At 42.9% G+C, this 24633-nt stretch carries 19 protein-coding genes; 13 read left to right on the top strand and 6 right to left on the bottom strand.

Annotation, left to right across the window (positions count from 1 at the left end; genetic code table 11):
• The first annotated feature begins 24 nt into the window (after positions 1 to 24).
• The 7 genes from LZG71_RS28065 to LZG71_RS28035 all read left to right on the top strand — a co-directional run bounded on the left by LZG71_RS28065 (position 25) and on the right by LZG71_RS28035 (position 8578).
• The gene (locus tag LZG71_RS28065) at positions 25 to 2454 is read left to right on the top strand and encodes a TonB-dependent receptor plug domain-containing protein (RefSeq protein WP_233826161.1); all 2430 of its coding nucleotides are present in this window, start codon (positions 25 to 27) and stop codon (positions 2452 to 2454) included.
• Between the two features lie 152 nt (positions 2455 to 2606).
• The gene (locus LZG71_RS28060; RefSeq protein ID WP_233826157.1) at positions 2607 to 4361 is read left to right on the top strand and encodes a tetratricopeptide repeat protein; all 1755 of its coding nucleotides are present in this window, start codon (positions 2607 to 2609) and stop codon (positions 4359 to 4361) included.
• On the top strand, positions 4351 to 5184 hold the full coding sequence (locus LZG71_RS28055) for a DUF4292 domain-containing protein (protein ID WP_233826153.1): 834 nt from the start codon (positions 4351 to 4353) through the stop codon (positions 5182 to 5184). Before LZG71_RS28060 ends, LZG71_RS28055 begins: the two co-directional genes overlap by 11 nt.
• 93 nt (positions 5185 to 5277) lie before the next feature.
• Complete coding sequence (locus LZG71_RS28050) at positions 5278 to 6618, top strand: murein hydrolase activator EnvC (protein ID WP_233826151.1); 1341 nt, start codon at positions 5278 to 5280, stop codon at positions 6616 to 6618.
• Between the two features lie 61 nt (positions 6619 to 6679).
• Positions 6680 to 7498, top strand: coding sequence for a 3-methyl-2-oxobutanoate hydroxymethyltransferase (gene panB, locus LZG71_RS28045; RefSeq protein WP_233826149.1), 819 nt, complete (start codon positions 6680 to 6682; stop codon positions 7496 to 7498).
• A 27-nt stretch (positions 7499 to 7525) separates the two neighbouring features.
• Entirely contained in the window at positions 7526 to 8257 is a 732-nt protein-coding gene (locus tag LZG71_RS28040; RefSeq protein ID WP_233826145.1) for an RluA family pseudouridine synthase, read from the top strand.
• Positions 8258 to 8263: 6 nt separating this feature from the next.
• Entirely contained in the window at positions 8264 to 8578 is a 315-nt protein-coding gene (locus LZG71_RS28035; protein ID WP_233826143.1) for a DUF6787 family protein, read from the top strand.
• Between the two features lie 30 nt (positions 8579 to 8608).
• On the opposite strand, the gene LZG71_RS28030 is transcribed toward LZG71_RS28035, so the two are convergent.
• Together LZG71_RS28030 and LZG71_RS28025 are read right to left on the bottom strand one after the other, a co-directional pair.
• The gene (locus tag LZG71_RS28030) at positions 8609 to 10039 is read right to left on the bottom strand and encodes a DUF5723 family protein (protein ID WP_233826141.1); all 1431 of its coding nucleotides are present in this window, start codon (positions 10037 to 10039) and stop codon (positions 8609 to 8611) included.
• Between the two features lie 5 nt (positions 10040 to 10044).
• Positions 10045 to 11955, bottom strand: a complete 1911-nt coding sequence (locus LZG71_RS28025; RefSeq protein WP_233826139.1) for an ATP-dependent DNA helicase RecQ — start codon at positions 11953 to 11955, stop codon at positions 10045 to 10047.
• Positions 11956 to 12132: 177 nt separating this feature from the next.
• Here LZG71_RS28025 and LZG71_RS28020 point away from each other — a divergent pair, with 177 nt between their 5' ends.
• Positions 12133 to 13485, top strand: a complete 1353-nt coding sequence (locus LZG71_RS28020; protein WP_233826137.1) for a D-alanyl-D-alanine carboxypeptidase/D-alanyl-D-alanine-endopeptidase — start codon at positions 12133 to 12135, stop codon at positions 13483 to 13485.
• Between the two features lie 6 nt (positions 13486 to 13491).
• Here the strand turns inward: LZG71_RS28020 and LZG71_RS28015 are convergent, their stop codons facing one another.
• A complete protein-coding gene (locus tag LZG71_RS28015) occupies positions 13492 to 15189 on the bottom strand; it encodes a hypothetical protein (protein ID WP_233826135.1) in 1698 nt (565 codons plus the stop codon).
• Positions 15190 to 15253: 64 nt separating this feature from the next.
• Positions 15254 to 16285 carry a toxin-antitoxin system YwqK family antitoxin gene (locus LZG71_RS28010; protein WP_233826133.1) on the bottom strand — a complete coding sequence of 344 codons (1032 nt, stop codon included), beginning with the start codon at positions 16283 to 16285 and terminating at the stop codon, positions 15254 to 15256.
• A gap of 93 nt (positions 16286 to 16378) precedes the next feature.
• Here LZG71_RS28010 and LZG71_RS28005 point away from each other — a divergent pair, with 93 nt between their 5' ends.
• Together LZG71_RS28005 and LZG71_RS28000 are read left to right on the top strand one after the other, a co-directional pair.
• Positions 16379 to 17320, top strand: coding sequence for a GDP-L-fucose synthase (locus LZG71_RS28005; protein WP_310587798.1), 942 nt, complete (start codon positions 16379 to 16381; stop codon positions 17318 to 17320).
• Positions 17321 to 17500: 180 nt separating this feature from the next.
• Positions 17501 to 17974: an Lrp/AsnC family transcriptional regulator gene (locus tag LZG71_RS28000; RefSeq protein WP_115834344.1), complete on the top strand. Its 474-nt coding sequence runs from the start codon at positions 17501 to 17503 to the stop codon at positions 17972 to 17974.
• 118 nt (positions 17975 to 18092) lie between these two features.
• Here the strand turns inward: LZG71_RS28000 and LZG71_RS27995 are convergent, their stop codons facing one another.
• A complete protein-coding gene (locus LZG71_RS27995; protein ID WP_233826127.1) occupies positions 18093 to 19589 on the bottom strand; it encodes a DUF4301 family protein in 1497 nt (498 codons plus the stop codon).
• A gap of 131 nt (positions 19590 to 19720) precedes the next feature.
• Positions 19721 to 22012 (bottom strand): ATP-dependent helicase, encoded by a 2292-nt coding sequence (locus tag LZG71_RS27990; RefSeq protein ID WP_233826125.1) that lies wholly within the window; start codon positions 22010 to 22012, stop codon positions 19721 to 19723.
• A gap of 42 nt (positions 22013 to 22054) precedes the next feature.
• Between LZG71_RS27990 and LZG71_RS27985 the strand changes: the two genes are divergently transcribed.
• From LZG71_RS27985 to LZG71_RS27975, 3 genes are all read left to right on the top strand, one after another.
• Positions 22055 to 22351 (top strand): hypothetical protein, encoded by a 297-nt coding sequence (locus tag LZG71_RS27985; protein WP_233826123.1) that lies wholly within the window; start codon positions 22055 to 22057, stop codon positions 22349 to 22351.
• A gap of 127 nt (positions 22352 to 22478) precedes the next feature.
• Positions 22479 to 22826: a hypothetical protein gene (locus LZG71_RS27980; protein WP_233826120.1), complete on the top strand. Its 348-nt coding sequence runs from the start codon at positions 22479 to 22481 to the stop codon at positions 22824 to 22826.
• A gap of 133 nt (positions 22827 to 22959) precedes the next feature.
• Positions 22960 to 24132: a PQQ-binding-like beta-propeller repeat protein gene (locus tag LZG71_RS27975; RefSeq protein ID WP_233826117.1), complete on the top strand. Its 1173-nt coding sequence runs from the start codon at positions 22960 to 22962 to the stop codon at positions 24130 to 24132.
• The last annotated feature ends 501 nt before the right edge of the window (positions 24133 to 24633 follow it).

The raw sequence follows: 24633 nt of genomic DNA, 5'->3' as shown, positions 1-24633 counted from the left end.
AATAGTTTAGATAGCCAGAAAAATATGTCATTCCTCCGCCTTAAAAAGCTTTGGTTTATACCAATCGTTGCATTGTTATTCACTGCATTTCAATATGCTGATGAAGACTTCGGACGGCGAATTACAGAACAGCTTCAAAAGTTTCGAGCTGTTTATCCTCAGGAAAAAGCGTATCTGCATCTCGACAAACCCTATTATACACTAGGCGATACGCTTTGGTTTAAAGGATATCTTGTGGATGGTGCCTTGCATCAATCCGATAGCGCGAGCCAGGTTTTATATGTAGATCTGATCGAACAACGTACGGGTAAAAATGTAGCGCAGAGAAGAGTGAGGCTGGATGGAGGAGTTGGTTATGGAGACATCACATTGGCTGCTCCCCTGCCCTACGGCGCCTATACCATTCGTGCTTACACCAACTGGATGCGCAACTTTTCGGAAGATTATTTTTTTGAAAAAGACATCTACATTTTCGACAATGAAATTCATCCTGAACCTGTCTCGAATGAAGTACTTGATGTACAGTTTTTCCCTGAGGGAGGGCAGCTTTTGTCGGGTATAAGCAGTCGACTGGCTTTTAAGGCTGTCAATGGCAATGGACTTGGGGCGGACGTGAATGGCTTTATTTTTGACCAGAATAAGGATACCATTGTTTCTTTTAAGAGCGAACATCTGGGATTGGGCAGGATCCAGTTTACGCCGGAAAAGGGAAAGAAATATACCGCCTATGTTCGAAAAAAAGGTGGTCAATTACAGCAATTTGAGCTCCCGCAGGTTTCCGACAATGGGTACGCGCTTTTGGTGGACAATAGTTCAAGCCCATCTGCTATGCGCATTTTGGTCTATAACAATGCTCCTGACGGAAAAGAACGGAATGTGCACGTGGTTGGCCATTCCAGAGGTATCGTTGCTTTTGTGGCGAAAGGAAAGGTTTCATCAAAAAGTCTGCGTTTAAATCTCAATAAAAAAGACCTGCCCGAAGGTATTACCCATCTCACGCTGTTTGACGATCAGAACAGGCCCGTGTGCGAAAGGCTGGTTTTCATAGATCACAACAGCCGTTTACAGGTCAAGGTGAATATGGATAAAAAATCATACAAACCACGTGAGAAAACCGAAATGGAAATTATGGTTACGGATACGTCGGGCAATCCGGTGGAGGCAAACCTTTCTGTTGCCGTAACGGATGCCGGACAAATTGCGCAGCAGCCGTTCAGCAACGACCTGGTTTCTTACTTGCTGCTCACTTCGGACCTTAAGGGGTTTGTGGAACAACCCTCCTATTATTTCGACCAAACCAAAACGGAGCGTAAGCTCCATATGGACTATCTGATGATGACGCAGGGATGGAGCCGTTTTACCTGGCAGGATGTGATGCGGGACTCGCTCCCGGCACCAAAAAGATATGTGGAACAGGGAATCACACTGGCCGGACAAGTGAAACGGAATAATCGGGCAGTTTCTGAAAAAGTGATGCTGTCCATATTCTTATACAGCGATAGCGTGAGCACCATGCTTGCACAGGAAACCAACGAAATGGGATTTTTCGAAATTCACAATATGATCTTTACTGATTCATTATCTGCACGTTTGCAGGGAATGAATAAAAAGGGAAACCAAAATCTATCGTTTTTGATAAATCTTTTTGAGCCACCCAAAACCACAATTGTAAAAGTTCCTTTTTATCCGGTAACGGTAGAAGCCGAGCAGTTGAAGGCTTATCTGAAAAGAGCAGAGGAATATCAGGAAATTGTCAGAAAGGTGAGAGCCAACAGGGAAAAGCTTCTGAATGAAGTGACAATCAAAGGTAAAAAAGAGGTTGAAAGGGATACCCGAAAACTATACAGCAATGCGGACGCCACAATTAAAGTGACCCAACAGATGGCTTCCAGTGCATTTAGCGTGCTCGATATGCTTGCCGGGCGAGTTGCCGGTGTGCAGGTAACCGGGCAGGGCATGAATGCCTCGGTATCTATTCGGGGTAATCAGGGAGAACCACAATTTGTACTGGACGGAATGCCTGTCGAAAAGGATCTGGTTACTTCGCTGAATGTTAATGATATAGAATCAATAGATGTGTTAAAGGGAGCATCGGCGGCTATTTATGGTAGTCGCGGCGGAAACGGTGTCATTGCCATCTACACAAAAAGAGGCAACGTCAATTACGACTATTCACAGGAAGTTGTCCCGGGTGTACTGGTCACCTCCATTGCTGGATACAATACGCCCAGGGTGTTTTATATGCCTCGGTATGATGTAACCCGGCAGGAAGATGCCCGCCCTGATTTCCGTTCAACTGTGTTTTGGGCGCCTATGCTTCGCACCGGCAAAGACGGCAAGGTGAAGGTTTCTTATTTCGGCAGCGACGCGGTGGCGCCCATGGATGTAAGAGCGAATGTGCTGAGCAGCGATGGACGTGTTGGGGCTGTCCGGTACGAGTATTCTGTCCAATAGTGGATTATAGTACAAGAATAAGGCATATTTTGTCGTTACTATTCTTGTTTATGAGTCCGTTTACGGATCAAACAGAACAAAAATTGATACCTTTGCTGTTTACCAGAAAACGGCCGATCTGTCTCACTATCTGATTGGCGATAAGATAAATTATGAGGACAGAACTCTTTAAAATATTCCTACTGACCGGCTTGTTTATCGCCTCCGGAATCGATCAGATTGCCAGTGCGCAACGGCGTGGCAAAGAAAAGGAAAAGCAGCCTGAAACTTCCGGGAGTATGGAGCAGCTTTTAGAAGAAGAGTCTCTTGCCACCGAAGGGATGAAGTTCATGATGAAAGATGAACCGGCCAAGGCCCTCCCAATATTCGAAAAACTCATAGAAAAGACACCTGGTAAAGGTGCAGGTCATTACATGCTTGCCACCGCTTTGATAAAACTTGAAAGAGCGGATGATGCCATTGTGGCGTCGAAAAAGGCATATGATCTTGATAAAACAAACATATTTTACGCGCAGCAACTTGCTGAATTGTACGCCAAAAAGAGAAAATATGCGGAAGCTGCTCAGATATATGAATTTCTGGCAGGGAAGAGTCCTGAAAATCTGCAATACGGAATTGAGCTTGCGGCAATTTATGTGTTTAATGACCAGTTTGATAAAGCCATTGCTACGTATGACCGTCTGGAAAAATCAATAGGTGTTACCGAAGAAATTACGCGGCAGAAACAGCAACTTTATTTACGACAAAACAATTTGGAAAAGGCTCTTTCCGAATCCAAAAAGCTGATTGCGGCGGAGCCAAGCGAAGTAAGTTACAGGGTTGAAATGGCCGAAATACTGATCGCCAATGATCGGTTGGCAGAGGCAATTGTTCCGCTTGAAGAAGCTCTGAAAATTAATCCGGATGAGGCTCAGGCGCATGTGCTGCTTGCCGATATCTATCGCAGAAACGGAGATGTTGAAAAGTGCAATAGGGAGCTGAAACTGGTTTTTGCAAATTCGAACTTAGAGGCTGAACCAAAAATCAGAGTTCTGTCGGGCTATCTGAAAATGCTTAAAACCGAGGAGGAAATGAAGGATGCGCTGCAACTGGCCCGACAGCTGGTTGAGACACACCCTAACGAGTCTAAAACCAATGTTATTTATGCGGATATGCTCATGCGTACCGGCAAAAAAGCGGAGGCACGTGACATGTATGCCAAAGCAACCAGGCTCGATGGATCCGTATACGAAATATGGGGAGCGGTGTTGCAGCTGGATGGCGAACTTAACCAGGTTGACAGCCTGCTTGTACACTCAGAACAGGCGCTGGAAGTCTTTCCGAATCAGGGAATGCTGTGGTATTCCAACGGTACCGCACATCTGATGAAGAAGGATTATGCCAAAGCGATCTCATCGCTTGAAGAAAGCCTGAAATTGATCACAGACAAACCGGATATGGTGCCTTTTATACATGCTCAAATGGGCGACGCTTACAATGGTTTGGGAAATCACGCCAAGTCTGATGAAGCCTATGAGTTGTCATTAAAAGCAAATCCCGATAACGACCATGTGCTGAATAATTATAGTTATTTCCTGTCGTTACGTAAAGAAAAACTGGATCTGGCTCTGAAAATGTCGTCGAAGCTGGTTCAAATGCATGAAGACAATCCTACTTATCTGGATACGCATGCATGGGTGTTGTATATTCTTAAAGATTATAAAAAGGCAAAGACTTATCTGGAAAAGGCAATGCTGACTGACAGTGCTGCTGTGAGTGGTACAATTGTTGAGCATTATGGCGATGTGCTTTTTAAACTTGGCGAACGGGAAAATGCCGTGGCTCAGTGGAGAAAGGCCAAAAAGATGGGTGAAACCACCGAACTTCTTGATAAAAAAATAGCAACCGGAGCACTACATGAGCAATAAAATAACGGTATGGTTTATGTTGTTAAGCGTCATTTCGCTTTCGGCATGTCATAAAAACCGTACTTCAAAAACGGCAGGTCTGATTGTTAAAGATTCAACAGTTGTTGCTGTCGACTCTTCCCGCAGAGATTCTGTTGCAGTGGCAGAAACAGTGGAGCCGGTGAAGGTGAATGAAGTTTCATTTGAATACCTGACAGCGAAGTCAAAGTTTTCATTTGATAGTAAAAAGCAGAATTTTGACAATACCAATGTCAACATCCGGATGAAAAAGGACAGCCTGATCTGGATTTCAGTGACAGGCGTAGGATTTGAAGTGGCGCGCGGACTGATCACACGGGATTCGATTGTATTCATGGATAAATTTCACAAGAACTACTTTGTATTTACTTATGAGCAATTGAGTAAGAGGTTCAACTTTGAACTTAACTTTTCCTTGCTCCAATCGATTATTATCGGGAATCTGCCTTTTCCGCCGGGAGTGGGCGATACTTTTACAAAGGAGGATAATTTCTATGTACTGAATCAAAATGCGGGTCGAATTGGTGTCAACAATTACATCGCTTCCGACAATCTGAAACTTTCCAGCCTGAAAGCTATTGAAACGGGTAAGGAAAATACTTTTACGTTGCAATATGCCGACTTTCGAACCATTAGCGATGCGCTTTTCCCATTTACAAGTCTGGTTACCTTGAATGTGAAGTTACCCCAAGATCAGCAAAACTCAGAAACCAAAATTACACTGAAACATTCCAAAGTTGATCTCGTGTCACAGAGTCCGGGATTCCCTTTCAGCGTACCTTCGGGTTATACCCGCAAGATGTAAATCCATATTGTCTTCCCAAATAATAGGGCAAAACGTTAAGTCTGTTTAACTTTGCCCGCCGTTCAGGTATTTTAGGTCGCAAGAAAAAAAAATATGCCCCTTTATAAATCACACTATCGTCGTTTAATTTTAGTACTGATCTTCTCGTTCTGTACGGTTTTTAGTGTTTTTGCACAAAAATCCCGTGAGCAGCTGGAACGTGAAAAATCCGAAAACCAGGGAAAGATCAGAGAGATTCAAAACATTCTTAAGCAGACTTCATCACAGAAAAATGTCAATTTGGGTCAATTGAGAGCCCTTAATCAACAGATCAATACCTACAAGAAGCAAATAGACCTGCTTTCGGATGACCTTGCGTTGCTTGATAAGGAACTGGGAGTGCTGCAAAAGAAACAGCAGGAACTTGCTGCAAGTCTGGCCAAGGTAAAACAAGAATACGGACACATGATCTACGAGGCGTCCAAAAGAAATGCCTATATGAATCAATTGGTGTTTCTGTTCTCAGCTGGTACTTTTAACCAGTTTGTTTTGAGATATAAATACCTGAAACAATACACGGAGGCAAGGCAGGGCCAGGTTAAGGAGATGGAAGTGCTTGAAGACAAACTTCGTGCAGAACGCCAGAGAATCACTTCTAAAAAGACACAACAGAAAACGGTTCTGGATACCCGGGTAACTGAAAATACCAAGTTGGAAGGGCTCAAAACCAAGCAGAATGAGGTAATTAAGGAGCTTTCGCAAAAAGAAGTGGAGTTGAGAAAGCAAATTGCCGAGAACAAGCGTGCGACAGATTTGCTTGAAGCCAATATCAGAAGAATTGCAGAAAGAGAAAGGCGTGAAAGGCTGGAACGTGAGCGCAGGGAACGTGAAGAAAGAGAGGCAAGAAGAAAGGCAGAACGTGAACGGATTGCACGTGAAAACGCAGAGAGGGAAAAGAAAGGTGAAGCTGCTGTGGCAGAAGAACCGAAAGAAGAAGCGCCAATTGTATCCTCGGGAGGTATGAGCGAGGAAGAATCGACATTGGCGTCATCGTTTATGGCTTCGCAAGCAAGACTGCCGTGGCCTGTAAATGGATTCGTTTCAGGACACTTCGGGCAACGCCCCCACCCTGTTTTAAAAGGCGTAATGGTTGATAATCTGGGTGTTGATATACAGACATCTGCGGGCGATCCTGTCAGGTCTGTTTATGACGGGGTTGTACTGGATGTAACGCAAATGCCGGGCATGGGAAGTGTTGTAGCGATCCAACATGGTAATTACATGACGATTTATGCCAAAATGAGCGGTGTAACGGTACGTCCCGGACAGAAAGTGAAGGCCCGTGAGAATATTGGCCGTGTGGCTACTGATGGCGACGGAACCTCTGAACTCCAGTTCCAGATCTGGAAAAATACTTCCCGTCTAAACCCGGAAAGCTGGTTGATAAGAAGATAGCGTTCGGCGCGAAGCTGAGATTTCGATCTAAGTTGTATTCTACAATTATTTAAAGCGAAACATGTCTGTACATAAAACTGATATTAAGCGAGTTACAACCCATGTGATTCAGGAAATGAAAACTCGCGGAGAGAAGATTTCTTGTCTTACAGCATACGATTACTCCATGGCAGGCATTGTGGATGCGGCTGGTGTGGAACTGATTTTGGTGGGCGACTCCGCTTCCAACGTGATGGCGGGCCACGAGACTACCCTACCCATCACCATTGATCAGATGATTTACCACGCAACATCCGTGGTGAGAGCTGTGAAGCGCGCGCTGGTTGTGGTGGATTTGCCATTCGGCTCCTATCAGGGAAATTCACGGGAAGCGCTTAGTTCGGCTATCCGGATTATGAAGGAATCCGGGGCTCATGCAGTGAAGCTGGAAGGTGGCTTGGAGATAAAGGATTCGATTACCCGGATTTTGAGCGCGGGCGTCCCGGTAATGGGTCATTTAGGGCTCACACCGCAATCAATCTATAAGTTTGGCACCTATACCGTGCGGGCAAAAGAAGAGGCTGAGGCGGCCAAATTACTAGAAGACGCGCGTATGCTGGAAGAAGTGGGCTGCTTTTCTGTTGTATTGGAAAAGATCCCCTCTAAACTAACCAAGCTGGTATCGGAAAGTATAAGTATTCCCACCGTTGGAATTGGTGCCGGTCCGGATGCAGATGGTCAGATTCTGGTCCTTCATGACCTGTTGGGAATCAATAAAGAATTTAAACCGAGGTTTTTAAGACGATATGCTGAGCTGAATGATATCATGCATGACGCAATAGGAAATTACATCAAGGATGTGAAGAGCAAGTCATTTCCTAATAAGGATGAATCTTATTGACCTTTTAAAAAGTATAAAACTAATAATATGGCGAAGCGTCCATTTCAAATTATATACGAAGACAATCACCTCATTATTGTCAATAAAGAACCCGGGATTCTGGTTCAGGGTGATTCCACGGGCGACAAATGTCTTTTGGATATGGTGAAAGACTATATCAAAGAGGAATATGACAAACCAGGAGCAGTTTTCCTGGGAACAGTTCACCGTCTTGACCGTCCGGTAAGTGGTTTAGTGGTGTTTGCGCGCACTTCCAAAGCTTTGGAGCGTATGAATGAGATATTCCGTAAGCGGGACGTGCAGAAGACGTATTGGGCAGTGGTAAGGCACAAACCTGCTGAGAAAAAAGGCAAACTGGTGCACTGGCTTACCAAAGACGAGCGAAGAAATGTGACCACCGCTCATGATTATGAAGTGCCTGGTTCCCAAAGAGCTGAGCTTTCCTACCGTTGGATGGGTGAAATAAACAAGTTTCATCTGCTTGAGGTAACGCCTGTAACCGGTCGACCGCATCAAATTCGGGTGCAACTTGCTTCGATGGACTGCCCTATCCGTGGCGATGTCAAATACGGCTTTCCCAAGGGTAATCCGGACGGAAGTATAAACCTTCATGCAAGACGCTTATTTTTTGAACATCCTGTAAAAAAAGAGCCTATCATTTGTAAGGCCGGACTTCCTAATGACCCTTTCTGGGAGGAATTTTTGACGCTGGATAAGGAGGAAATTAAGCCGGAGAATCTTGGTTTTCTTTATGAGTAAGACCCAATGATAGAAAAACTGAAACAGCGTTGGAATGTGAAAAATGGTTGGGATGTTCTAATCATTTTGATTGTTTTTGCCTGTACCGGTTTTTCTATTCTTTATATAAAACGCGCCTTATTCGGTTTTGTAGGGCTCACAGATACTTCTCCTGCCTGGCTGCGTTGGACGGCCAATATCCTCATTATCCTACCTCTTTATCAGGTCGTTTTGCTTATTTGGGGTTGGATCTCGGGCAAATTTACTTTCTTCTGGGAGTTCGAAAAGCGACTGTTTTCGCGCATAGGCTCTATGTTCAGCAAGAAGAGCAAAGAGGTTTGATTGGGAACTCAGGCTAAATCCTTTTAGAACCTATTGCTTTTTATCCTTCGTCCTATTCAGTTTCCATGCAGTGAAGCCTAAGTAGACCATACTTCCCCGGGCACCTGTCTTTTTGATCAACCCATTGATATTACTAAATCCAAGGAACACCGGACCAAAATGCGCGACAGCTCCGATGGAAGGACGTTTGTTGCCTTGAATGAAGGAAATGGGGAAGGCAAAATCGGAATCCTCGTCTTCAAATCTCGGTGTAATTGTAAATACATCCGGCTGATATATGTCAAAGATCTCGTTGTTCCTGGGTTTGTACCGTTTGGTTTGTGACAAATTAAGGAAAAAACCTTTTACAAGCTGAATATCCGCTTCCAGATGTAGTGCCTGAGGAAGCCTTACAGTAGTGTTAAAAGTAGTGTCTGTCTGTGCCGGTAAAAGTTCCATAAATCCTTGCGGACCATGGTCACTTATGACCTCCAAAGCAGCTTGATTCATCATATATTTTTCCTGAAACCCACTCACAACTCTGCTATCGGTTGTTTTGTAACGTATATTACCTACGTCAGTCAGGGATGCTCCAACTCTTAAAATATATTGTGGGTTCTCATCAAACTGCTCTGTGGTGTTCTTCCAGAACTTCCCGAGTTCATAGGTCACCCCAAGATCATAACCCCATCCTGTTCCACTTACATCAGCATCAAACAGGCTTCCAAGTTTCAGTTTTTCGGTTGGTCGGCTATATCCGCTTTCGTATGTGAAATTGGATAAATGCAACTCACTCATTTCAGTATTCGCCGTCTCGGGCGAAATAGAAAATTGATCTACGGATGCATTGATATAGCCTATTCTGGCACCAAAAACTCTTTTTCCTGTCACACCAACACGAAGTTTATGGGCATCTGTATCCAGAAGTTGTATACCATAGGTAAAGCTTACTTCGGAGAAATTTTGTTGTACAAGATTAAATTGTCCCCATGGCTGAGCGCTCATTGGTGGCGTTTCACCCGTGTCGAGGCGCCGGAAATACATGTTTCGGATCGGGTCGGGAAGATTATTGCCAGTTACAAAACCCCGTGTTCTGAATTGCAGAGCAACACCCTGCCTGTCGTCAATGGAAAACATGGCAGAAGGCCAGCGGATTTCACTCACCAGATAGAGCGGTTTTTCAGTTAGCGAACCCATCGTACGGGAGCGACCATATAACTCCTTGGTGGAATGAGAAGCCAGTAGTGGATATAACAATGAATTTTTACCCAGAAAGACAAAATAACGGTAGTTGATGCTTCCACCAAGGGTACCAATGTTGATCTGCCACTTGTGCTTGGATCCGCCTATAACGGAAGGGTTATAAGTTGCTCTGTACAATCCTCCATAATTGCTGCTCTGCAAGCCAGGAATTTGCTGTGAATACGCAGAAACAGCATAAATTGATAATAATAGCGCGGTGATGTATTTTACTTTTTTCAAAATATTTATGCGTGTGTTATTGTTAGTAGCCCTGAGGCGTCGTACTCTATTTTTTCTTCTATAATCAGATCTTTCAGCGTTTCCAACAGGATCTTTTCCGCTACATTTTCAAATGCAATGCTCAATTCTCTGGGCGAAACCGCACTCTGCTGTTTTACATAACTTAAAATTGCCTTACCGAGCTCCTCATCTATGCTGTGCTCCCGCTTTTTGTTTGCTATACATATATCACATACTCCGCAAGGATCAGCATCGAATTCATTAAAATATTCCAAAAGGAGTAAGGTGCGGCAACGCTGTGTATGCGAAGCATAATTTACCACTGCTTTTGCCTTTTGCCTGTCCCGGTCTTTCTTTTTTTCAATTTCCACAACGTTAAGTGGAAGCAGAGCCGCATCGTATCGGGGAGTCAGAAAGGTTAGCTGAGGCTTGTCTCTCCTTGGCTCGTACTCCAGAATGTCACGTTCCTTCATAAAAAGTAGTTTTTTAACTACCTCTTGTTGAGGGGCAAAGTATATTTGCGCCAGTTCACTTTCAGATATTCTTACATACTCAGTAAAAAGTTCTCCACCGTATAAGCGCAGCAACACTTTGATAAACGAATCCAGCTCCTTGTAGCGTATCTGGAAATCGTACAATTGCCGGTTGTCAACAATAAAATGTAGTTTGGAGGGCTCGTTGAAGCTTTCGCTTAACTGAATAAAGCCTTCTTCTTCAAGCAATTTGAGTGCATAATGTGTCTCGCTTGCAGGTAAACCGAAAATTCCTGTAAAATCCTGTATGTCAAAACTGAAGCTTGCAAACTCTGCACCGCCAACAGGAATTTTATAATAATTGGCTAACGCCTGATAAACTCCTCGGATGATTTCAAAAGATGGATATTTTCTTTCAACACTTTCAGCCAGCTCTTCCAGATCGATTTTATTGAATAGGGCAACAGCATAAGCTTTTTTCTCATCCCTTCCGGCTCTTCCTGCTTCCTGATAGTACGCTTCAAGGTTTTCTGGCAGGTCAAAGTGAATTACTGAGCGAACGTCCGGCTTGTCAATTCCCATTCCAAAAGCATTGGTAGCAACCACAACACGGGTTTGGTTTTTAATCCAGCCCATTTGTCGGTCACTTCTGTCTTTAAATGGCAATCCCGCATGGTAGCTGAGCGCCTTTATGCCATTCCTTCCGAGCGAGTCAGCAATATCCTTTGTCCGTTTTCTGGTACGAACGTATACGATGGCCGTTCCCGGTACATTTTTTAATATTTGAACAAGTTTTCGCTCTTTGTTTTCCTCCAAAAAGGCAGAGTAGGAGAGATTGGCCCTTGCAAAGGATTGTTTGAAAACCCGTGCAGACTTCATTTTAAGCTTATCCAGAATATCTGCCCTTACTTCCTCGGTAGCGGTAGCGGTGAGCGCCATTACCGGAACACCGGGAAGTATATCCCTGAAATCGGAAATAAGTAAATAGGACGGACGGAAGTCGTACCCCCAAGCAGAAATACAATGCGCCTCGTCAACAGCCAAAAGGCAGATTTTCATCTGTTTGGCACGCTGAATCATGATATCGGTACGGAGCCTTTCCGGGGAAACGTAAAGGAACTTCGTTATGCCATGAATACAATTATCAAGCGTGATATCAATTTCGTGCTTGTTCATGCCGGAATGGATCGCCGCCGCAGGAATGTGTCGCCGTTTCAGCTGCTCAACCTGATCTTTCATAAGCGCAATGAGTGGAGTTACCACGATACAAACGCCCTCCATGGCCATGACGGGTACCTGGAAACAGATCGATTTTCCTCCGCCCGTAGGAAGCAGAACCAGCGTATCAATACCACCTAAAACACAACGGATAGCATCTTCCTGAAAAGGCCTGAAATGGTCATAGCCCCAATATTGTTTCAGTACAGCATGCAAATCGCTCATTTCAGATTAATGTGGTAAACAGAATGTAAAATAACGCATTCTGGCTGGGGAAAATGTGATCTGATGTTCAATTATGGAAAACAGCACTTCAATTTCTTACTTTTAAAACGAAACTATTAACTTTACGGAAGTGCTCATAATCTGCTTTTGATGCCTGATATATGACTACAAAACAGGATGTTATTAAGGGAAAACAAACACGATCCTGTGGAGATGAGCACGCACTACGACCTTTACATAATGCCAATTAATTTTATGCGCACACTATTGTTGCTTGCCGGAGTTATCAGTTTATCCGGATGTTCTGTTTCTCATTATCTGAATCGTGAGATAAAAAATTCGCAGGTTTTAACTCAGCAACATACTGGTATTGCGTTGCAAAAGGTAGGGGAGGAAAAGACATTGGCAGCTTACAATGAGAAGCAATATTTCAACCCGGCCTCCAACACAAAACTTTTTAGTTTTTATGCAGGAATAAGTGCTTTGGGAGATTCTATTCCCGGGCTGGAGTATCTGGAATGGGGAGAACTACTCTTGATAAGAGGAACGGGAGATCCGTCTCTGTTGCATCCTGACCTGCCTCACAGCCGGGTATATGACTTTTTGAAAGGAAGAAAGGAACAGATATTTTATACGCCGGCGCATTTCGAAAATAAAAGGTTTGGTCCCGGATGGGCCTGGGACGATTATAACGATTACTATCAGCCAGAGGTCAGTCCGATGCCTGTATATGGAAATATAGCAAGATTTTCGGGTCAGGCATCTCAGCGTTTCACTGTGTCGCCAAAGCACTGGTCGCAGTTTTTGGTGAAAGATACAGTTACATCAGGTATTGTGCGGGATGAGTTTCAAAATGTCTTCCACCATTCTCAGTTTGTAATTCCTGAGGGCTTAAATCAGGATCTACCGGTTAGGATGTCGGATCAGCTCCTGGTGGAATTATTGAGCGATACATTAAAGAAGGAGATTAAAACCATTCAAATTCCGCTTAACATTGAGCTGCAAAAGGTTTATAGTATCCCTTCGGATTCCTTATATACACTGATGATGCAGGTGAGCGATAACATGCTTGCCGAGCAACTGATGCTCATTTATGCTTCGGCGAATGGTTTGCCATTGAATACAGAAAAGGCAATCGGGCATGCTATCACCCAACATTTAGCCGACTTGCCCGACAAGCCGATATGGAAAGACGGTTCAGGATTAAGCCGTTACAACCTTTTTACTCCGAGATCCATAGTGGCACTTTTGCAAAAGACCTATAAGAAAGTTCCTCGCGAAAGGCTGTTTAAGATATTTCCTGCGGGGGGGAAATCGGGTACGATTAAAAATTCTTTCAAATCAGAAGTCCCTTTTGTGTTTGCTAAGACCGGTAGCATGAGCAATACCTACAATCTGAGCGGTTATCTGTTAACAAAGAAGGGAAAAACGCTGGTATTTAGTTTTATGAATAACAATTTTACCAGACCAACTTCCGAAGTAAGAAAGGAAGTGGAGCGTATTTTAACAGGAATTCACGATAAGTTCTAAAAAGTACTACTGTTCTTTCCAGGTTTTTTGGGTGCAATAAATCCGGTTTACACCATTTTGCCGTTTGAGCAAATAAATTGAATAATTACCCGGTTCTATGTTAGCCACATGGAAATCTGCAAGTCCGCCTTTGGCAAAATACATTTGTCTTCTAAGTGTTGTTTTCAGCGGAACAGGCTGTTGATTAAGAGGAGCAGTATAAGTGTGTCCATCTGATTTTAGTATAACATATCCTCCGTCTGTATAATCTTTGGTCGCAGGGAAGAAATCCTCGCTATAACTGATTCTTAAATGATCGTTTTCCAAGACAATCAGATCGGGATTATAGGTACTATCGCATGCAACCGAAACCGACAGCGCAGCAGGATGCCAATTGGTAGCCAGCGGGTCTTCGGACGAATAATAGGATCTGATCTTTTCAAGATGTGTTCTATCCATTGAAAACATCTTGGTTCCCAGCCAGTCAGCGTTATAACGGGCATTGAACTCCTGAGTAACAGCACTGCGACGGTTTGTAACCGCATCCGCAAAATTGCTGTGTAATATAACCAGATTTAGAACTACTGTCAGACCGATAATGAATGGCAAGCTTTTCTCCCTGCGTGTGTGACGGGTAAGAGAAAGAAAGCAGAAATAAAGGGCAATGCAGGCGAGCGTTGAGTACATTCTGTACCGGCCTTTAAACATTCCTTCAAAATGATCTGTCGGGATACGCTTGTAAGTCAGTGCCAGCGATGTGATGGCGATAAACATAGCCAGCGCAATGGCAAATAATGCAGTTTTGTTTGGATAAGGCTTGTTACACCAGACTGCCTGCCACAAAGCAGTCCATTGATTTTTAAAAAACAATAGCAGACCGACTGGCATAATGATTCCTGTCGCTACTGCAATTGAGAGTTTTATCGGATCGGCTGTATAGGCAGCTAGCGTTGTAATGGATCCGATGAATCCGAAAAACCCCATAAAACCTTCTTTTACTTCTTTCGGATCTGAGAAATCAAGATTTTGGGTAATAGGTGTAAAATCAATGAAGTAGATAAAAGCAACAATGGCCATCATAGCCAATGTAATAAAGAATGCTTTTCTTTGGCCGGAAAGTAAGCTCAAAACGGCTATAACGGGGAATGACATGAGCCCATTTCCGTATGTAAAGGTGGCAATCAGAGCGAAAGGAAGTGCATAAACAATGCGAGTAGGATGGTATGCCGCAAAATAAAATGATGTAATTACAAACAGCAGTACACCGAAATTACAAAGAGAGCTTACCCCCCAAAAAATGTTTTCGAAGGACTGGAAATTGAACCACAACCACATGATCGGAACAAAATACCAAAGCGATAAGTCTAACTTTTTGAAAGCTTTGTAAAAAACAAACGCACAACCAGCCCAGCACAAGTTGGCAATAACCATTGCCCACACCAGATTGAGCCGCCCGAATATCGAATGAAGTAGCAAAATGATGGATCTGGAAAAAACCAGACGGTGCTCAGGAAACAGGTCAGTGAGCCGTTGCCATTTTTCAAGCAATGAAGCTTCTCCGAATCCCGGAATAACCCCAAGAATGAGAATATCGTCGAAAGCAACATAATTGACATTCAGTGCAATGGTGTTGAATGCCAGAATATATAAAATGAGGGGAATAAACGATAATAGAACTGCTAGAAAAGTATTGTTCTTAAAAAAGCCTGATATAGATTGACTCATAAGCGGATAAATTCGTGTTTGAAGATAAACACGCTAAAGTATTGGCAGAAGGTGATTTTCAACTTCAGGGATTTTCAACTTCGGTTTCTTCTTCAACCGATGCACGGGGATCTTTGGTATAATCATAAAGCAACTTGCCTTTGTCGTCCCATTCTCTCAGTACAAATGGCTCAAATTCTTCATCCCAGCTGCTTTTAGGGTATTGAATCTCCTTTTTACGCTGACGTCTGAATTGGTAATATTCGATCCAGCGACCCACTTTTTTACCAGCTTCATATTTTCCATTGGCCATAAGCTGACCTTCTTTGTAATATTCAAGATACTCGCCTTCGACTTTCCCGAACGTGACCGGAAGAACTTCCTTTACCTGTGTATACGCTGAGTCATAATAGGTGATGCGTGACTCCGCAGGGAATCCTCTATTCCAGACAGACTTATCGATCAGGTTAAATTTAGAATCGTATTTCACCCAGCGGCCATCTTTTGTACCCATGTAATAAAAACCCTCTTCTATGAGATTTTCCCCACTATACTTCCGGTAAGAGCCATGAAGAAGAAGCGCATTTTGTTTTTCTTTGATTAAAGAGGAACTCAGACGTTTCGTTTTTTTATCATAATATCTCGTTTCAGCAGCTCTTACATAAGGATTTAATGGCTTGATTTCCTTCAGAACGTGGAAGTTTTCGATGGTTGCCCTGTCGCCGCTTCCAAACTTTATCGACATGGCTTCCATCTGGATGCCTTCGTACTGTACTTTGGATAATTTCTTTTTTTCTTTCTTCTGCTTTCTTTCTTCCTTTTGGTCTTTATAATCTTTCACCCGGAGACCAAGGTCCGGAATAGTTTCTCCAAACAAACTGGAAAGCGTGCCGGATTTGCCATTACCGCCGGGTAACGAAGCTCCAACAACGGGATCCAGCCCGGAAATAAAAGATTTCAGATCATTGGAACGGCCTTTGCGCGCACCGGCTGTATCTGTTTTTACTGTCTCCTTAGGAAGCCAGGCAGGTGGCGTTTCTTTTTGTTCGGACTGTCCGAGAGCTACCGCCGGTAAAAAAACCGTTAAAAAGCACAGGATCAGAATAACACTTTGCATGTATATAGATTTTCTTAAGCGCAAGATTGTTACTTTTGTAACGAATTCGTCTCAACGTTATTGATTTTGAACCTACAAATTTAGACAATCACAGTGGAAAAAAGCGCTAAAATTTACATTGCCGGACACAGAGGAATGGTTGGCTCGGCAATTCATCGTAAGCTCGTTAAGGAAGGCTACACAAATTTTGTTGTTCGTACATCGTCTGAGCTGGATTTACGTGAGCAGGATGCCGTACGTGAATTCTTTGCAAGCGAACGCCCTGATTATGTTTTTCTTGCAGCGGCTAAGGTAGGGGGCATCATGGCCAACAACATTTATCGTGCTGAATTTCTATATGAAAATCTTCAGATACAAAATAACGTAATCGACTCTGCTTACAGGAATGATGTCAAAAAATTAATGTTTTTGGGTTCTTCCTGCATTTATCCAAAACTGGCACCGCAACCTTTACATGAAGATTCTTTGCTAACCGGCCTGCTGGAATCGACAAACGAGCCTTATGCAATTGCGAAAATTGCTGGTATAAAAATGTGTGAAGCTTACAGAAGTCAATATGGCTGTGATTTTATATCTGTAATGCCAACCAACCTATACGGACCAAACGACAATTACGATCTGAATAAGTCTCACGTGCTTCCAGCCATGATCCGTAAGTTTCATGAAGCCAAAGAGGAAAATAAAGCATTTGTAGAGCTGTGGGGCACCGGATCTCCTTTGCGTGAATTTCTACATGCCGACGACCTGGCCGATGCATGTTATTTCCTGATGGAAAATTACAGCAGTCCTGAGTTTCTTAACGTGGGTGTGGGGCATGACGTTACAATTAAAGAGCTTGCGGAAATGATACAGCGTATAGTGGGTTATACCGGACGCATTAACTGGAATGTGGAGAAGCCTGACGGTACACCCCGCAAACTGATGGATGTAAGCAAATTACATGCGCTGGGTTGGAAACACAGCATGGAATTGGAAGAGGGAATCAAAGTAACTTATCAGGATTTTTTGCAAAAAATTGAATCCTACGCAGTATAAACTTTGTGTGATGAATGGGTTACAAATTGGCTAAAACCTAATATTTCCATACTAAATTCTCGTTTGACCTACGATAATTCTTTTTTTTGACAAAATTTCAGTATATTATTAACAGAATCTTCGGGATTCTAATTAGTTTTGCAGCGCCTTAATGGCTATACTATAAACTTGTCACAAAAAATGTCGTCGATAATAAAATTAGACCAGATAGACCGTAAAGTACTGGAGATTTTACAAACAAATGCCAAAATAACCAACGCTCAACTATCTAAGGAAATAGGACTGTCACCTGCTCCAACTTTGGAAAGGGTTAAAAAACTGGAACAGTCGGGAATCATTAAAAGTTACCACGCCCAGTTGGAGCCGGATAAAGTAGGCTTGGGTGTAAGTACTTTTGTTCAGATATCTTTGGTTGGACACAGAAAAGCAGTAACCGAGTCATTTGTAGAGAAGGTACATGCAATACCAGAAATTATAGAATGCCACCATATTACAGGCACAGGAGATTTTCTTCTACGGGTTATTTCCAAAGATATTAGCACCTATCAAAAGCTAATGCTGGAAAAAATCAATGAAATTGAAGAAGTTGCCAGTACGCAAACGATGGTAATCCTCTCTACGTTCAAGGAAACGAAGGTTTTGCCAATTCCTTGAGAATAATATTGAAGCTTAAAAAACATTAAAAAGGTCGGAACCGAAATGGAACCGACCTTTTTTGTTACTTGTAATTTCAGAAGTAAAAGGCTAATAGCTATAAGCTAACAGCCAAGAGCTATTGATGCTGTTCGCGCAGCAAGTCATTTACTGTTTTCACAGGGTTGAAAGTAATCAATGGAACCTCTACAAAAAGGGTATTCCAGTCGGCCATGGCGCCATTCCACAATCCCGGCAATTCCTGCGCTTTCAGTTCTTTACCATCTTTTGATTTTCCTGTAATAAATCCTGTAAGTGGATCCCTGAACTGTTTCAGATCATAAAGCTCACCCAGGTTATTTTTCACAGCACATACCAAATCTACCGGATTGAAGTGTGTCGAGTTCTTGAAAATACTGTTTTGCTCTGCATCATCTACATCCACCTGAGCAGATTCTACTATTTGCAATGAAGAAGAACCATCTGCATTTTCTGCCCAGAACGGTCCGCCACCAGGTTCACCCTGATTTTTCACCATACCGCACGCACGCAATGGCCGGTCAAGTTTTTTAAGAAAATATGCTTTTTTCTCTGCGGCACCCCAGGTTTTGAAGCTGGCTGGCGGAACCACACAAAGCTCTTCCTTGAAAAATGTGTCAAGTTCTTCCAATAATGTTTCGTCTGTCGAGTCAGTAAGTTGGTTGAGGTAATCAAAAATGCGTTTCTGATATTTCAAAACAATTCCTGCCAACGCCTTTTTGTAAGTGATTGTCTCTTCCTTAATGTTATCAGGTACAACGTTATCGATGTTTTTAATAAAGATCACATCAGCATCCAACTGAGCAAGGTTTTCTAACAGAGCGCCATGTCCCGCCGGTCTGAAAAGAATGCTGTTGTCTTTCTCACGGAACGGAGTGTTGTCCAGGTTGACAGCAATGGTATCGGTGGAGCTTTTCTGTTCAGAAAAAGAAACAAAATACTTAACCCCAAACTTGCTCTGATAACCCGGGAGCGCTTCCACAACAAGTTTTTCAAATTTGTCGCGATGCTCCGGTGAAACTGTAAAATGTATTTTTACCTGTCCACCCGCATTCGCATATCTGGCACCTTCAACCAAATGTTCTTCCAATGGAGTACGGGAGCGTTCCGGATAGTTGTGAAATTTCAACAGTCCTTTTGGAAGTTCGCCATATCCGAGTCCTTTGTTGGTAAGGTAATAGGAGGCTATGGTATTTTCGTCAGCAGTTTCTATATTCTGTCCGTCGGCTGCCATGGCAGTTTTCAGATCTTCGTAAAAAGCAAATTCACGCAACCTCGCAAAGAACTCATCTACGGACTTATCCTTTTTACCTTCCTGCAAAAAGCCAAAAAGAGATTTGAACATACGTGTTGCGGCACCAGAAGCAGGTACAAACTTAAGAAGAGCAATTTCTCCCTCGGCTGCACTTTTATCAAATTCACTCACAACTTCTTTAATCTGCTCATCCGTCAGGCTGATGATACCGTCGCCAACAGTTGCTGCTTTGGATAGTTGCAGGAACGGAAAGCCATCAACGAAATATGCTATTTGCTGTTCCACCACGGTGGGGTCACTGCCACGCTCTTTTATCCGCGTAAGATCTGCTTCAAGAAACATAGATAGTTTGTTTAAAAAAATAAGAAATTACACATCCCCGGGAATGTTGGAGTTTCCAAGAGTCCCGGGGATGCATTTTAGTTACAATTGATAAAGCTGTGAAGAAACATACTATAACTATAATAAAGAAATTATTTTATGATTCGTAACTTGGCAAAACTCAGTAAAAGTGTTTTTTCGCCAACCTTGTCAAATTTTACAGTCGCTTTCCTGTCATTGCCGTTCACCTCCATTTTCAAAACCGTGCCAAACCCAAACTTCATATGCTCCACCTTATCTCCCTCGGCAAGGTCACGCGTATCACTTGGTACAAAATCCCCAGTAGGCGTATGTGCAGCAGCAGCCAGTACAGGTTTCGGTTCGGTTGGTTTTCTTGGCCCCAGGTTCCTTACAAATGACATAGGCGAGCTTGAAGGCTCACTGTCTCGTCGCAAAGCATTGGAGATATTTAGATATTTCTGGTCAACTTCCAGCAGGAAACGGCTCGGTTCACACATTTTGAGGCGCCCCCACTGATACCGGCTTTCTGCATAAGAGAAAGAGAGCTTTTGTTCGGCTCTCGTAATCGCCACATAAAATAATCTTCTTTCTTCTTCCAGATCCTGACGGCTTTCAAGCATCATCTGGCTTGGGAAAAGATCCTCTTCCAACCCCACGATGAACACATTCCTGAATTCCAGACCCTTTGCAGAGTGGATGGTCATCATGGTCACGCGGTCGTGGTCCTCACTGTCATCGGGTTCGTCAGCGTTGGTAAGCAGCGATACCGATTGCAGGAATGCACTCAGCGTTTTATCTTCATTTTCCTCGTTATCTACAAATTCCTTGATCCCGTTCAGCAATTCCTGCACGTTTTCGTATCTGGAAAGACCTTCTACGGTTTTGTCTTCATACAATTCACGGAGAATCCCCGAAACTTTGGCAATGTGAGATGCAACCTCGTAAGCATCTTTTCCTTCTTCAAACATAATCTTGAAGCTTTTGATCAATGTCGCGAATTGCTCAATAGGAGTGGAGGTTCTGCCGGTGGCATATTTGCTAATATTGGATACTACTTCCCATATCGGCACATTGTTTTCCGAAGCCGTTACTGTGATGCGGGCAACGGTTGTGTCACCAATTCCACGTTTGGGTAAGTTTATAATCCGCTTAAAGGCTTCCTCATCCCGTTGATTAACTGTAAACCGAAGGTAACCCAACAGATCTTTAATCTCCTTTCGTTGATAAAACGACTGCCCGCCAATAATCCTGTATTTGATTCCCAGTTTACGCAGCGCTTCTTCAAAAGAGCGGGACTGCGCATTGGTACGATACAAAATAGCAAAGTTTTCATTTCGCAACGCTTTCTGCATTTTTTCATCCAGAATCGCCGAAGCAACTAGCCGTCCTTCTTCATTGTCAGACCCCGCCTTAATCACGTCGATCAGCGAACCTTCATCATTCGCCGTAAACGTATGTTTTTCGAGCTGAGATTTATTTCGTGCAATTACCGAATTCGCCGCATTCACAATTGTGCTCGTCGACCGGTAATTCTGTTCCAGTTTTATAGTTTGTACATCAGGAAAATCCTTCGAGAAATTCAGAATGTTCTCAATATTGGCACCCCTGAAAGCATATATACTTTGCGCGTCGTCGCCCACCACCACAATATTGCGGTGCACAGCCGACAGTTTTCTTGTAATAAGGTACTGCGAAACGTTCGTATCCTGAAACTCATCCACCATCACGTGCTGAAATTTCTGCTGATACTTATAGAGTACATCCGGGAAATCGCGGAAAAGCACATTGGTATTAAAAAGCAGATCATCAAAGTCCATCGCATTCGCCTGAAAACAGCGCACTGCATATGTTTTGTATATCCTGCCAATCTCCTTCATTTTAGCAGCATCGTCATCCGCCTGTATCGTCGGATTTTTAAGGTAATCGTCCGCAGAGATAAGCCGGTTTTTGGCTCCGGAAATCCTGTTAAAAACCACATTGGCCTTATATACCTTATCATCCAGGTTGTATTCCTTGATAATACTTCTCAGCAACGACTTCGAATCGTCAGTGTCATATATAGAAAAATCACTCGTATAACCCAGAAAGCGCGCTTCTATCCGAAGTATCTTGGCAAATACGGAGTGAAAAGTACCCATCCAGATATTCCGAGCCTCTGTTCCCACCGTAGTTTCAATACGATGCCGCATCTCTCCCGAAGCCTTGTTGGTAAAAGTCAGCGACAAAATCCGGAAAGGATCAACACCGTTTTCTATCAAATGCGCTATTCTATATGTAAGCACCCTGGTTTTCCCGGATCCCGCACCCGCAATAATCATCAAAGGACCATCACCATACAGCACTGCCGCCCGTTGCGGCTCATTAAGGGTCGATAAATAATCGTTCTTTTTCAATCGCTCTGATTTATTCTCTTCTACTATCATTATACATTCGGGGCAAAAGCCAAAGTTAGGAAAAACCCTCAAATGCTTTTCCCTCAATGGCCATATCCTGATGGGATGTTTGTTATTTTACAAAAATTTAAAGGGAGGTACACAGAACGCCCCGCCGGGCTTATTGGTTTGTACACTATATATAATGTAGCAGCAAACAATAGTGCTGCTTTTGACTTATTGTTAGCAGCTTGTAATTTGGGCGTGTCCCTGCGGGCCGGGCTATTCACTACAAGTCCTCGCACCGCGAAAAGCGGCGCTGCGGGCTTTCCGTTTCTATCCCTCACGCAGCGTTTGACTTGTAAGGAGGTATTACCAGATGAAGAATAAAAACAAAACAAAAGCGGCAGCCAATGGCCAAAGTACATCGTATAGTTTTCATGCTGTTAAAAGCAGATTTTAAAATAGAAGTAATGCAGCTGTTAGCCGAAAGCCAAACAGCCAATCGCTAAAAATCATGATTGATATAGAAGACCAACCACTAGATATACAATGGGAGCACCTGCTGCAATCCCTGGAAGACACAATAGGCAAACGCCCCGCCGATCTCAACGGCGTCCTGTTCCTCATAGGTGTACAGGAGCTCGGCCAGGGAGCCAAGCGATTTACCAAAGAACAAAAGCAGGATCTCATGCATATAGGCATATGTAAAGTCCTGAGCCTTTCTTCCTATTACCTCTTCGAACGCCGTGACAAAGACGGCTGGCCACATTACACACTAAACCGTGCCTTACCACAAGGCGGCATCGAAAAACAGGAAGCATTGTTGAAGATGCATGTGATTGAGTATTTTAAAGGGGTGTAATTGTTGATTGTGAGCCATAAAATTTGGAAGGGGAGGTTAAAAATTTTGGTTTTGGGTGACTTAAACGATTTTATACGTATTAATTCTATATCGTGTATCAAATGTTACAAAACCATTTTACCCTCTACAAATTATGCTTATCAATTTTTACAGTAAGATTTTAAAGCTGACCTTGGCAGTAATGACCATAGGTATGCTTTCATGTTCGAAAGATTCAGAAAAAGAGCCAGAACCTGAGGTGGTCAAAGACGAGGCAGAAAGTATTTATGTTACCGATTATAAACGGGTTGCATACATGACTTACACCGGAAAACTTTATTCCATTGATGCCAAAACCGGTGTCAAAAAGTGGGAGTTTCCAATTAGTTATGCAGCAAAAAATGCACCCGAAGTTAGTGATGGGATAGTTTATGTTTGGGGAGTCGATGTTGTACAAGCGATTGACGCTACCACAGGAATAAAAAAATGGGAAAGAAAAACTCCGAATGAATTTACAGGCTTTGATGCTGTAACGGTTGCGGACAAGACAGTGTTTGCAGCAGATAATTCCGGGTTGTATGCTATGGATGCTAATACTGGCGCAGAAAAATGGGCTAAGTATTATGGTTTAATTATATCAAAAATGACAGTAGTTGAAGGTACTGTGTATTTTGGAACCTTGAATGGAAAGTTCTATGCAGTTGATGCGCTAACAGGCAAAGAAAAATGGGCGGTTTCCATACCAGTAGGCCATGATCTTAAACCTGCTTATGTAGATGGAGCGCTGTTGATTCCTTCAACAAACGCAAATAAATTATATTCACTTAATGCCGCAACAGGACAGACAAAATGGATATTTGAAGCAGGGGAATCATTTGAATACACGCCGGCTATTAACAATGGTATTCTTTATCTGGGGGTGGATCATGGTAGTTTCGAGGATTACTTATACGCTATTGACTTGGCGTCTGGAAAAGAGAAGTGGAAAGTTCCTGTTAACTATACCATAGAATCCCCAATTGTGAGCAATGGTAGTGTATTTTCAAATACTGTGTGGTCGTTAAGGGCGTTCGATATAGCTGCGGGTAGAGAAAAATGGGTTTTTGAATCTAAAAGTCTTAAGGCGAGGTTTAATGCACCAGTTGCCGTCAACGATGTAGTTTATACAAGTTGCAATGAACCAGATGGCTCGTTGTTTGCACTCGATGGAGAAACCGGAACTACCAAATGGACATTTAAATCGGATAGTAAAGAATACATGTCTTCTCCTACTGTTATTACTAAGGCGGGTAAGGTGTTTCTTCCTAGTACTAGTGGAGCTAAATAATAATTGACACATTCTCAAAAAAGCACAGTTTCTATCAAGAGCTGTGCTTTTTGCATTTAAAAACTATTTGATGTGTTTCGTTTGACAGATTTAAAAGTAATGTGCATCCCTTATCTTCTTAGCACCTGACAAACTCTTTACCATATATAATAGGAGGAATTCAGCGCCGAGATGTAGCTTTAGGCGGGATTATAAATGAATGCATCGATTTATGTTCTACTAATAAGATGTCACGATCTGTTGATTCAGTCTGGACTAGAATCCGGGAAGCAGTCTTTACAGCGTTTTTCGGCACAATCAGCGCTGTTGAGTTATGGGGTTAAAAAAACTTGTAAAAAACTTTCTGCATTACATTATTGGTTTTCAGCACTTTGAAAATTAATTTAAAAAAAAGTTAAAAATACTTTTGCCTTGTACTTGCGTATTAAAAATAAAGGCTGCACTTTTGCACTCCCAATCGGGAACAACGGTAGCGAAAACGATCGCTACAACGAGTTCTGA

It is taken from the genome of Dyadobacter sp. CY312, from assembly GCF_021390535.1.
Classification (GTDB): domain Bacteria; phylum Bacteroidota; class Bacteroidia; order Cytophagales; family Spirosomataceae; genus Dyadobacter.
The sequence above is the reverse complement of the archived record's forward strand: the minus strand, read 5'-3'. Positions and strand labels throughout refer to the sequence as shown.

What these genes read in the sequence shown, in the direction of transcription:
- LZG71_RS28035 (WP_233826143.1), top strand. Translation starts at nt 8,264, where the DNA reads ATGATAGAAAAACTGAAACAGCGTTGGAATGTGAAAAATGGTTGGGAT.
- LZG71_RS28000 (WP_115834344.1), top strand. Translation starts at nt 17,501, where the DNA reads ATGTCGTCGATAATAAAATTAGACCAGATAGACCGTAAAGTACTGGAG.
- LZG71_RS28050 (WP_233826151.1), top strand. Translation starts at nt 5,278, where the DNA reads ATGCCCCTTTATAAATCACACTATCGTCGTTTAATTTTAGTACTGATC.
- LZG71_RS28025 (WP_233826139.1), bottom strand. Translation starts at nt 11,955, where the DNA reads ATGAGCGATTTGCATGCTGTACTGAAACAATATTGGGGCTATGACCAT.
- LZG71_RS28055 (WP_233826153.1), top strand. Translation starts at nt 4,351, where the DNA reads ATGAGCAATAAAATAACGGTATGGTTTATGTTGTTAAGCGTCATTTCG.
- LZG71_RS28065 (WP_233826161.1), top strand. Translation starts at nt 25, where the DNA reads ATGTCATTCCTCCGCCTTAAAAAGCTTTGGTTTATACCAATCGTTGCA.
- panB (WP_233826149.1), top strand. Translation starts at nt 6,680, where the DNA reads ATGTCTGTACATAAAACTGATATTAAGCGAGTTACAACCCATGTGATT.
- LZG71_RS27995 (WP_233826127.1), bottom strand. Translation starts at nt 19,589, where the DNA reads ATGTTTCTTGAAGCAGATCTTACGCGGATAAAAGAGCGTGGCAGTGAC.
- LZG71_RS28010 (WP_233826133.1), bottom strand. Translation starts at nt 16,285, where the DNA reads ATGCAAAGTGTTATTCTGATCCTGTGCTTTTTAACGGTTTTTTTACCG.
- LZG71_RS28020 (WP_233826137.1), top strand. Translation starts at nt 12,133, where the DNA reads ATGTTATTAAGGGAAAACAAACACGATCCTGTGGAGATGAGCACGCAC.
- LZG71_RS27985 (WP_233826123.1), top strand. Translation starts at nt 22,055, where the DNA reads ATGCTTTTCCCTCAATGGCCATATCCTGATGGGATGTTTGTTATTTTA.
- LZG71_RS28040 (WP_233826145.1), top strand. Translation starts at nt 7,526, where the DNA reads ATGGCGAAGCGTCCATTTCAAATTATATACGAAGACAATCACCTCATT.
- LZG71_RS27990 (WP_233826125.1), bottom strand. Translation starts at nt 22,012, where the DNA reads ATGATAGTAGAAGAGAATAAATCAGAGCGATTGAAAAAGAACGATTAT.
- LZG71_RS28060 (WP_233826157.1), top strand. Translation starts at nt 2,607, where the DNA reads ATGAGGACAGAACTCTTTAAAATATTCCTACTGACCGGCTTGTTTATC.
- LZG71_RS27980 (WP_233826120.1), top strand. Translation starts at nt 22,479, where the DNA reads ATGATTGATATAGAAGACCAACCACTAGATATACAATGGGAGCACCTG.
- LZG71_RS27975 (WP_233826117.1), top strand. Translation starts at nt 22,960, where the DNA reads ATGCTTATCAATTTTTACAGTAAGATTTTAAAGCTGACCTTGGCAGTA.
- LZG71_RS28015 (WP_233826135.1), bottom strand. Translation starts at nt 15,189, where the DNA reads ATGAGTCAATCTATATCAGGCTTTTTTAAGAACAATACTTTTCTAGCA.